Genomic DNA, 7535 nt, shown 5'->3' with positions numbered 1-7535 from the left:
GAACCGGTCATGGACGCGGCCGACATCGCCCGCACCGTCGTCCACATGGCGTCCCTCCCCCTGGAGGCCAACGTCCAGTTCGCCACCGTGATGGCCACAACCATGCCGTACATCGGCCGCGGCTGACGGGAAGCCGGATCCGCCGGACGGAGTCCGGCGCAGCGACCCGAAGCCCGCGAAGCGGCGCGAGGGCCGCAGAAAGAAGGGGCCCCAACGGCACCGTCACGCCCGAACCGGTCATGGACGCGGCCGACATCGCCCGCACCGTCGTCCACATGGCGTCCCTCCCCCTGGAGGCCAACGTCCAGTTCGCCACCGTGATGGCGACCACCATGCCGTACATCGGCCGCGGCTGAGGCGATCATCTTTCGTACGGAAACGGTCAAGTCAGAAATACTGCCTATAGAGCTGGTTCCGGCACGTTACGTTGCGGCATGCTCACCAGGCACCACGACACAGCCGTAACTGCCGTAACTCCCATAGCCGTAGATGTATGGGCCGGACCCGAACCCGAGCCTGCAGCGGAGCTGATACCGCTGTCGGGGCCGGTGTTCGTGGACAGCAGTGGGAGACGGGCCCGGAGGGTGCGCCGGATCGGGTGGATTGTGGGGGCCGCGTGCGGGGTGTACACGGTGGGGCTTGTGCTGAGCCTGACCGGGGCGACGCCGATCGCCCCGCGGACGTTGTTGCCGCTGCCGGGGGTGCCGAGTTCGGCGCCGGGGGACGGGGAGTCGGAGGCGGGGACGGTGGAGTTGCCGGCGGAGCCGTCGGCGGCGACCACGGCGGGGAGTGCGGGGTACGGACGTACGCCTGCGTACGCGAAGGCCAGAACGGGCGGCGGGCAGCCGGCACCGGCGGCGCCCACGGTCACCACGTCGGCCCGGGCGTCGGCGTCCGCGTCGCCCCGGGCGACGGGCACCGCGAGGGGCGCGACGGCGACGCCGTCGGCCGGTGCGGGCGGCTCGGGTTCGGCGAGCGCGTCGGCGTCGGGGAACCCGGTGGCGAGCGCGTCCGCGCCGGTGACGGGCAGCCCGGCGGCGAGTGACGCGGCGTCGCCGGTGGCCGAGGCGCCGCGGGGCGGGGGACAGTGATCCCGCTCCGTCCCCGGCTGGTCATTCCGTTGCTCGTGCTGACGATGCTGGTGTGCGTGCTGCTGCTCGGCGGCTACGTACGCGGGGACTTCGCCGCCGACCACCGCGTCCATCCGCCGGTGTCCGCCGACCACGTACCGGAGGCGGTGCTGGACGGCGGCCCGGTGGTGGACACCACAGGCGCCCGCCCCACGTCGTACCGGACCCCGGCCCGTACGATCGCGCTGACCTTCGACGACGGGCCGAACCCGACCTGGACCCCGAGGATCCTGGACGTGCTGCGCCGCAACGGCGTGCACGCCACCTTCTTCGTCACCGGTGAGAACGCCGCCCGCTACCCCGACCTGATCCGGCAGATGGTCCGCGACGGCCACGAGATCGGCGTGCACACCTTCTCCCACCCCGACCTGGTCTACCAGGGTTCCGCCCGCCTCGACCGCGAGCTGTCGCAGACCCAGCTGGCCCTGGCCGGCGCGGCCGGGATCCACAGCTCGCTCTTCCGGCCGCCGTACTCCTCCACCGCCGACGCGCTGGACAACCTCTCCTGGCCGGTGGTCCAGCAGCTGGGCCGCAAGGGCTACGTCACCGCCTTCATCGACCGCGACACCGAGGACTGGCAGCGCCCGGGCGTCCAGGCCATCGTCGACGCCGCCGTCCCCGGGACCCGCGGCGAAGGCGCCGTCATCCTCATGCACGACGCGGGCGGCGACCGCTCGCAGACCGTCGCCGCCCTCGGCCGCATCGTCCCGCTGCTCCGGGCGCGCGGCTACCACTTCGCCACCGTCAGCGGAGCCCTCGGCGCCGACACCGCCAACCACCCCGTCACCGGTACGGAGTTGTGGAAGGGCCGCGCCTTCGTCGCCGCCGTCCAGCTCTCCGACGCCGCCGTGCCGGCCCTGGCCGCGCTGCTGAGCGCCGTCGGGGTGCTGGTGCTCGCCCGTTTCGCCGCGATGCTGGTGCTGGCCCGCCGCCACGTCAAGCGGCCCCGCGTGTTCGGGCCGCCGGTGACCGACCCGGTCAGCGTGATCGTGCCCGCGTACAACGAGCACGAGTGCATCGCCAACACCGTCACCTCACTCGTCGCGAGCGACCACCCCGTCGAGATCATCGTCGTCGACGACGGCTCGACGGACGGCACCGCCGACATCGTCGAGGCGATGGGCCTGCCCGAGGTCACCGTCGTACGGCAGCCCAACAGCGGCAAGCCCACCGCCCTCAACACCGGTGTGACCACGGCCCGTTACGAGCTGGTCGTCATGATGGACGGCGACACCGTCTTCGAGCCGGCCACCGTCCGCGAGCTCGTCCAGCCCTTCGCCGACCCCCGGGTGGGCGCCGTCGCGGGCAACGCCAAGGTCGGCAACCGCGGCTCCATGATCGGGCGCTGGCAGCACATCGAGTACGTCATGGGCTTCAACCTCGACCGCCGCATGTACGACCTCATGCGCTGCATGCCCACCATCCCCGGCGCGGTCGGCGGCTTCCGGCGCACCGCCCTGGCCGACGTCGGCGGCATGAGCGACGACACCCTCGCCGAGGACACCGACATCACGATGGCCCTGCACCGCGCCGGCTGGCACGTCGTCTACGCCGAGCGCGCCCGCGCCTGGACCGAAGCGCCATCCTCCGTACAGCAGTTGTGGAAGCAGCGCTACCGCTGGTCGTACGGCACCATGCAGGCGATGTGGAAGCACCGGGGCGCCGCGCTCGACCACGGCCACTCCGGCCGCTTCGGGCGGGTCGGGCTCCCGCTGATCGTGCTGTTCCAGCTGCTCGCCCCGCTGTTCGCCCCGCTCATCGACATCTTCGCCCTCTACGGCCTCATCTTCATGGACCCGGCGAAGACCGCCCTCGCCTGGTCCGCCGTCCTCGCCGTCCAGGCCGCGTGCGCCGCCTACGCCTTCCGGCTCGACGGCGAGCCGCTGCGCGACCTGTGGCCCCTGCCGCTCCAGCAGGTCCTGTACCGGCAGCTGATGTACCTCGTCCTGCTCCAGTCCTGTGCCACCGCCCTCGCCGGCGGCCGCCTCGGCTGGCACAAGCTCCGCCGCACCGGCGAGGTCGGCGCGCCGCCGCCCGTGGGCGCCGGCGGCCATCGATGACCTCGCGTCCACCGGTTGTGGGCAGGCGTTCCGCAGGGGCGGAACGGGCGGCCACAACCCGGCCACCGGGCCGCGGCCCGACAACGCAAACCCCCGCTCAGGAGGACACATTGCACGCCGCCGAAGTCACACCGGCAGCCGGGCCCGCCACGGCGCCACCAGGTCCCGCCCCGCAGACGGCCGGCGGCCGGGACCGCTACCTCGACCTGCTGCGGGCCCTCGCCCTCGTCCGGGTCGTCACGTACCACGCCTTCGGCTGGGCCTGGCTGACCCTGCTGTTCCCCTCCCTCGGCGTCATGTTCGCCCTCGCCGGGTCGCTGATGGCGCAGTCGCTCGCCCGTCCGGCGGCCGCCGTCCTGAAGAGCCGCCTGCGCCGGCTGCTGGTGCCCTTCTGGGTCTTCGCGGCCGTGGCGCTCAGCGCGATGTACGTCCACGGATGGCGGCCGCACTCCTGGCTGCGGGCGGCGTTCTGGATCCTGCCGCTCGGCGACCCGCCCAGCACCGCGTGGGCCGAGCAGATGACGGCGCCGCTGTGGTACATTCGTACGTACCTCTGGCTCGTCCTGCTCTCCCCGCTGCTGCTGAGGGCGTTCCGCCGCGCCCCCCTGCTCTGCCTCGGCGCCTGCCTGGGCCTGGCCGCGCTCGCGCAGTACGAGCTGCTGCCGCTCCCCGAGCCCGCGCTGTCCGCCGCGGTCGACCTGACGGCCTTCACCGCCTGCTGGCTGCTGGGCTTCGCCCACCGCGACGGCCGGCTCGACGCCGTGCGGGCCCGCACGGTCCTGGCCGCGGCGACGGTCTGCGTGGCCGCCGGTGGGGCCTTCGCGTACACCCACCCCACGGAGGAGGGCTACGACCTCAACGACATCCCCCTCGCCCAGGCCCTGTGGTCGCTCGGCTTCGTCCTCGTCCTGCTGCGCTTCCGGCCGCGCCGGCTGCCCCGGATGCCCTTCGTGGACGGCGTGGTGGGGCTGCTCAACGCCCGCGCGGTCACGGTCTACCTGTGGCACGAGATCGCGCTCATCGCCAGCGTCCCGCTGATCGACGCGATGTGGAACGTCCCGGCCTTCGCGGCCCATCTGCCCCTGGACGCCGTCTGGTTCCAGTACCTGGTCACCTGGCCGCTGATCGCGGTGGCCATCCTCCTGGTCGGCTGGGCCGAGGACCTCGCCGCCCGACGCGTGCCGCACCCGTGGCCGATCGGGAACACCGTACGGAAGGACCACGTTGACGCCGGGCATGAAGCAGCAGCCACACACGCAGACCCGGCCCACCGGCGGGACAGTCCTGCGGTACACCGCCTTCTCCGCTGACCCGGCAGGCGGCAACCCGGCCGGTGTCGTGCTCGACGCCACCGGCCTCGACGACGCCGCGATGCTCGCCACCGCCGCCGAGGTCGGCTACTCGGAGACAGCCTTCATCACCGGCCGCCGGAACCCGCGCGACCTCACCGTCCGCTACTTCAGCCCCAAGGCCGAAGTCCCCTTCTGCGGCCACGCCACCGTCGCGACGGCCATCGCCCTGGCCGAACGCCTCGGTCCCGGTGACCTCGTCTTCTCCACCGCCGCCGGCACCGTCCCGGTCACCGTCAGCGCCGACGACTCCGGCGCCCTGCGCGCCACCCTCACCAGCGTCGAGCCCCACGTCGCTCCCGCACCCCGCGAGACCGTCATCGAGGCCCTCGCCGCCCTCCGCTGGCCCGCCACCGACCTCGACCCGGCCCTGCCGGCCCGCATCGCCTACGCCGGCGCCCGCCACCTCATCCTCGCCGCCGCCACCCGCGCCCGGCTCGCCGACCTGGACTACGACTTCGACCGTCTCGCCGCCCTCATGCGCTCGGCCGACCTCACCACCCTCCAGCTCGTCTGGCGCGAGTCCTCGTCCGTCTTCCACGTCCGCGACCCCTTCCCCGTCGGCGGCGTCGTCGAGGACCCCGCCACCGGCGCCGCTGCCGCCGCCTTCGGCGCGTACGTACGCGAACTGGGCCTGGTCACCGCCCCCGCGACCCTCACCCTCCACCAGGGCCACGACATGGGCCGCCCCGGCCTCCTCACGGTCTCGCTGCGCGAGGACGACCCCCGGGTTCGGGTCAGCGGCACGGGCGTTGCGATTACCTGAAAACCCAACGTCCTTACATTGTTAACATTACATATCCAACATGGTCATACCGGGTGTACGGTTCCCCTCATCGCAGCAGCCCATCGGGCCGCCGCACCATCCCTTGGGGGGAACCGCACCATGCGCCACCGCACTCTCGCCTGTCTTGTCACCGCGATATCCGCGACGACCGCCGCCCTGATCGCCGCCCCCGCCGCGCAGGCCGCCGGGTCCGTACACATCGCCAAGATCTACTACAACAGCCCGGGCGTCGATCGTCGGTCCAACGCCAGCCTCAACGCCGAGTGGGTCACCATTTCCAACTCGACCTCCACCGCCCGCAGCCTCAAGGGATGGACCCTGACCGACGCCTCCCGCCACACGTACACCTTCCGCACCTTCACCCTCGGCGCCGGCAAGACCGTCAAGGTCCACACCGGCTCCGGCAGCGACACCTCGACGAACAAGTACCAGAACCGCCGCGCCTACGTCTGGAACAACGACAAGGACACCGCCACCCTCAAGAAGGCCAGTGGCACCAAGGTCGACTCCTGCAGCTACAACAACAGCCACGTCGCCTACAAGGTCTGCTGACGTGGTCGAGGTGGCCGGCCTGTACGTGGCGTCGACCCGAGCGGTGCGACACTCGCCCTGATCGCCGGCCACCTCAACGACAACCTCGAAGGAACACGCATGGACGTCCCGCCCGTACGCATCGGACTGGCCGGCTACGGCTTCGGCGGCAGGTACTTCCATGCGCCGCTGCTCGCCTCCGCACCGACCTGCGAGTTCCTCGGAGTGGTCACCACCTCGCCCGAGCGCCGCGACCAGGTCTCCCGCGAGCTGAGCCGGCCCGCGTACGCCTCGCTGGAGGAACTGGTCCGGGCCGGGGCCGAGGCGGTCGCGATCTCCACCCCGGCAGCCACGCACATCCCGCTGGCCCAGCAGGCGCTGAAGCTGGGCCTGGCGGTGGTCTGCGACAAGCCGTTCGCGCTCGACGCCGCTTCGGCCCGGGAGACCGTGGAGCTTGCGGAACGGCTGGGGGCGCCGCTGACGGTCTATCAGAACCGGCGCTGGGACTCCGACTTCCTCACCCTGCGGCGGCTCGTGTCCGACGGGGCACTCGGCACGCTGACCCGGTTCGAGTCGCGCTTCGAGCGGTTCCAGCCCGAGCCCGGCCCGCCGGCCGCGGGCGGCGGCACCCTGCTCGACTTCGGCAGCCACCTGGTCGACCAGGCACTCGTACTGTCCGGGCCGGTCGAGCGGGTGTACGCGGAACTGCGGCACCGTGACGACGCCGACGGGCTCGACGAGGACGTCTTCGTCGCCCTGACCCACCGGGGCGGGGCGCAGTCGCACCTGTCCGGCAGTTGGCGGCAGGGCGCGCCGGGCCCCCGTTTCCGCGCGACCGGCACCACCGGTACCTACCTGGTCGACGGCGTGGACGGACAGGAGGACCTGCTGATCGCGGGCGCCTCCCCGGCCTCGGAGGGCGACCGCTGGGGGATCGAGCCCGAGTACCGGTGGGGCCGGGTACTCCGTGGCGACCATGCCGAGCCCGCACCGTCCGCCCGTGGACGGTGGGACCTGTTCTACCCGGCGTTCGCCGCCGCCGTCCGGGGCACCCGGCCCCTTCCCGTCGACCCCTGGGACGCGGTGGCCACCGCGACCGTACTGGACGCCGCCCGCACCGCCGCCACCACCGGTGAGGTCGTACGCCTACCCTGACCTGCGGTCCGCACCTGCGACCGCGTCCACCAGGTCCGCGACCAGCCGCTCGGCCTGCGCATCCACACGTTCTCGCGGCAACTCCCGCAAAGGGCCGCGGGACGTGAGGGTGGCGAAGCCGTGCACTCCCGACCAGCAAGTGACGGCCGCGTCGGCGGCTTTGGCGGGGTCGAGGAGTTCCGCGCTCACGAGGTCGGCCAGGGCGTCCTGGAGTTGCCGGTACGGCGAGAGCGTGACCGCCGTGGAGTTGACCATGTCGGCCATCGCGAAGAAGGCGACGTCGAACCAGCCGGGCTCATCAAGGGCGAACTGGATGTAGCCCTCCCCCACCCCGCGCAGCATCGCCAGGCCGTCTCCCGCCTCGGCCCGCTTCTCCTTCTGCTTCTCCTCGATGGTCCGGGCCATATGGACCAGGGCATCCTGAGCCACGGCGCGCACCAGCGCATCCCGCAGACCGCCATGGTGGTAACTGCTTCTTGCCGCCGCCATAGCCGTCTACGCTTTGTACATCTACGTACACAGC

General features: G+C 72.3%; 7 protein-coding genes and 2 pseudogenes. 7 read left to right on the top strand and 2 right to left on the bottom strand.

The window, feature by feature from the left end:
* Positions 1 to 126, top strand: a pseudogene (locus ACFXJ5_RS32315) (3-oxoacyl-ACP reductase); the annotation flags it as partial.
* Positions 127 to 212: 86 nt separating this feature from the next.
* Positions 213 to 356, top strand: a pseudogene (locus ACFXJ5_RS32310) (3-oxoacyl-ACP reductase); the annotation flags it as partial.
* A gap of 44 nt (positions 357 to 400) precedes the next feature.
* Here the strand turns inward: ACFXJ5_RS32310 and ACFXJ5_RS32305 are convergent.
* Positions 401 to 1204 (bottom strand): hypothetical protein, encoded by an 804-nt coding sequence (locus ACFXJ5_RS32305; RefSeq protein WP_384639009.1) that lies wholly within the window; start codon positions 1202 to 1204, stop codon positions 401 to 403.
* Between ACFXJ5_RS32305 and ACFXJ5_RS32300 the strand changes: the two genes are divergently transcribed.
* From ACFXJ5_RS32300 to ACFXJ5_RS32280, 5 genes are all read left to right on the top strand, one after another.
* Positions 1136 to 3190 carry a bifunctional polysaccharide deacetylase/glycosyltransferase family 2 protein gene (locus ACFXJ5_RS32300; RefSeq protein ID WP_384639083.1) on the top strand — a complete coding sequence of 685 codons (2055 nt, stop codon included), beginning with the start codon at positions 1136 to 1138 and terminating at the stop codon, positions 3188 to 3190. The two genes, ACFXJ5_RS32305 and ACFXJ5_RS32300, sit on opposite strands and share 69 nt — an antisense overlap.
* A gap of 110 nt (positions 3191 to 3300) precedes the next feature.
* A complete protein-coding gene (locus tag ACFXJ5_RS32295) occupies positions 3301 to 4500 on the top strand; it encodes an acyltransferase (RefSeq protein WP_384639006.1) in 1200 nt (399 codons plus the stop codon).
* On the top strand, positions 4427 to 5305 hold the full coding sequence (locus tag ACFXJ5_RS32290; RefSeq protein ID WP_384639003.1) for a PhzF family phenazine biosynthesis protein: 879 nt from the start codon (positions 4427 to 4429) through the stop codon (positions 5303 to 5305). Before ACFXJ5_RS32295 ends, ACFXJ5_RS32290 begins: the two co-directional genes overlap by 74 nt.
* 120 nt (positions 5306 to 5425) lie before the next feature.
* Complete coding sequence (locus ACFXJ5_RS32285; RefSeq protein WP_384639000.1) at positions 5426 to 5878, top strand: lamin tail domain-containing protein; 453 nt, start codon at positions 5426 to 5428, stop codon at positions 5876 to 5878.
* 99 nt (positions 5879 to 5977) lie between these two features.
* The gene (locus ACFXJ5_RS32280; protein ID WP_384638997.1) at positions 5978 to 7012 is read left to right on the top strand and encodes a Gfo/Idh/MocA family protein; all 1035 of its coding nucleotides are present in this window, start codon (positions 5978 to 5980) and stop codon (positions 7010 to 7012) included.
* Here ACFXJ5_RS32280 and ACFXJ5_RS32275 read toward each other — a convergent pair.
* Positions 7004 to 7441 carry a TetR-like C-terminal domain-containing protein gene (locus ACFXJ5_RS32275; RefSeq protein WP_384638995.1) on the bottom strand — a complete coding sequence of 146 codons (438 nt, stop codon included), beginning with the start codon at positions 7439 to 7441 and terminating at the stop codon, positions 7004 to 7006. The two genes, ACFXJ5_RS32280 and ACFXJ5_RS32275, sit on opposite strands and share 9 nt — an antisense overlap.
* Positions 7442 to 7535: the final 94 nt, after the last annotated feature.

Origin of the sequence: Streptomyces sp. NPDC059373 (assembly GCF_042751495.1) — a bacterium.
Taxonomy (GTDB): Bacteria; Actinomycetota; Actinomycetes; order Streptomycetales; family Streptomycetaceae; genus Actinacidiphila.
This window is presented reverse-complemented; position numbering and strand designations above follow the sequence as displayed.

What these genes read in the sequence shown, in the direction of transcription:
- ACFXJ5_RS32280 (WP_384638997.1), top strand. Translation starts at nt 5,978, where the DNA reads ATGGACGTCCCGCCCGTACGCATCGGACTGGCCGGCTACGGCTTCGGC.
- ACFXJ5_RS32300 (WP_384639083.1), top strand. Translation starts at nt 1,136, where the DNA reads ATGCTGGTGTGCGTGCTGCTGCTCGGCGGCTACGTACGCGGGGACTTC.
- ACFXJ5_RS32305 (WP_384639009.1), bottom strand. Translation starts at nt 1,204, where the DNA reads ATGGACGCGGTGGTCGGCGGCGAAGTCCCCGCGTACGTAGCCGCCGAG.
- ACFXJ5_RS32290 (WP_384639003.1), top strand. Translation starts at nt 4,427, where the DNA reads ATGAAGCAGCAGCCACACACGCAGACCCGGCCCACCGGCGGGACAGTC.
- ACFXJ5_RS32285 (WP_384639000.1), top strand. Translation starts at nt 5,426, where the DNA reads ATGCGCCACCGCACTCTCGCCTGTCTTGTCACCGCGATATCCGCGACG.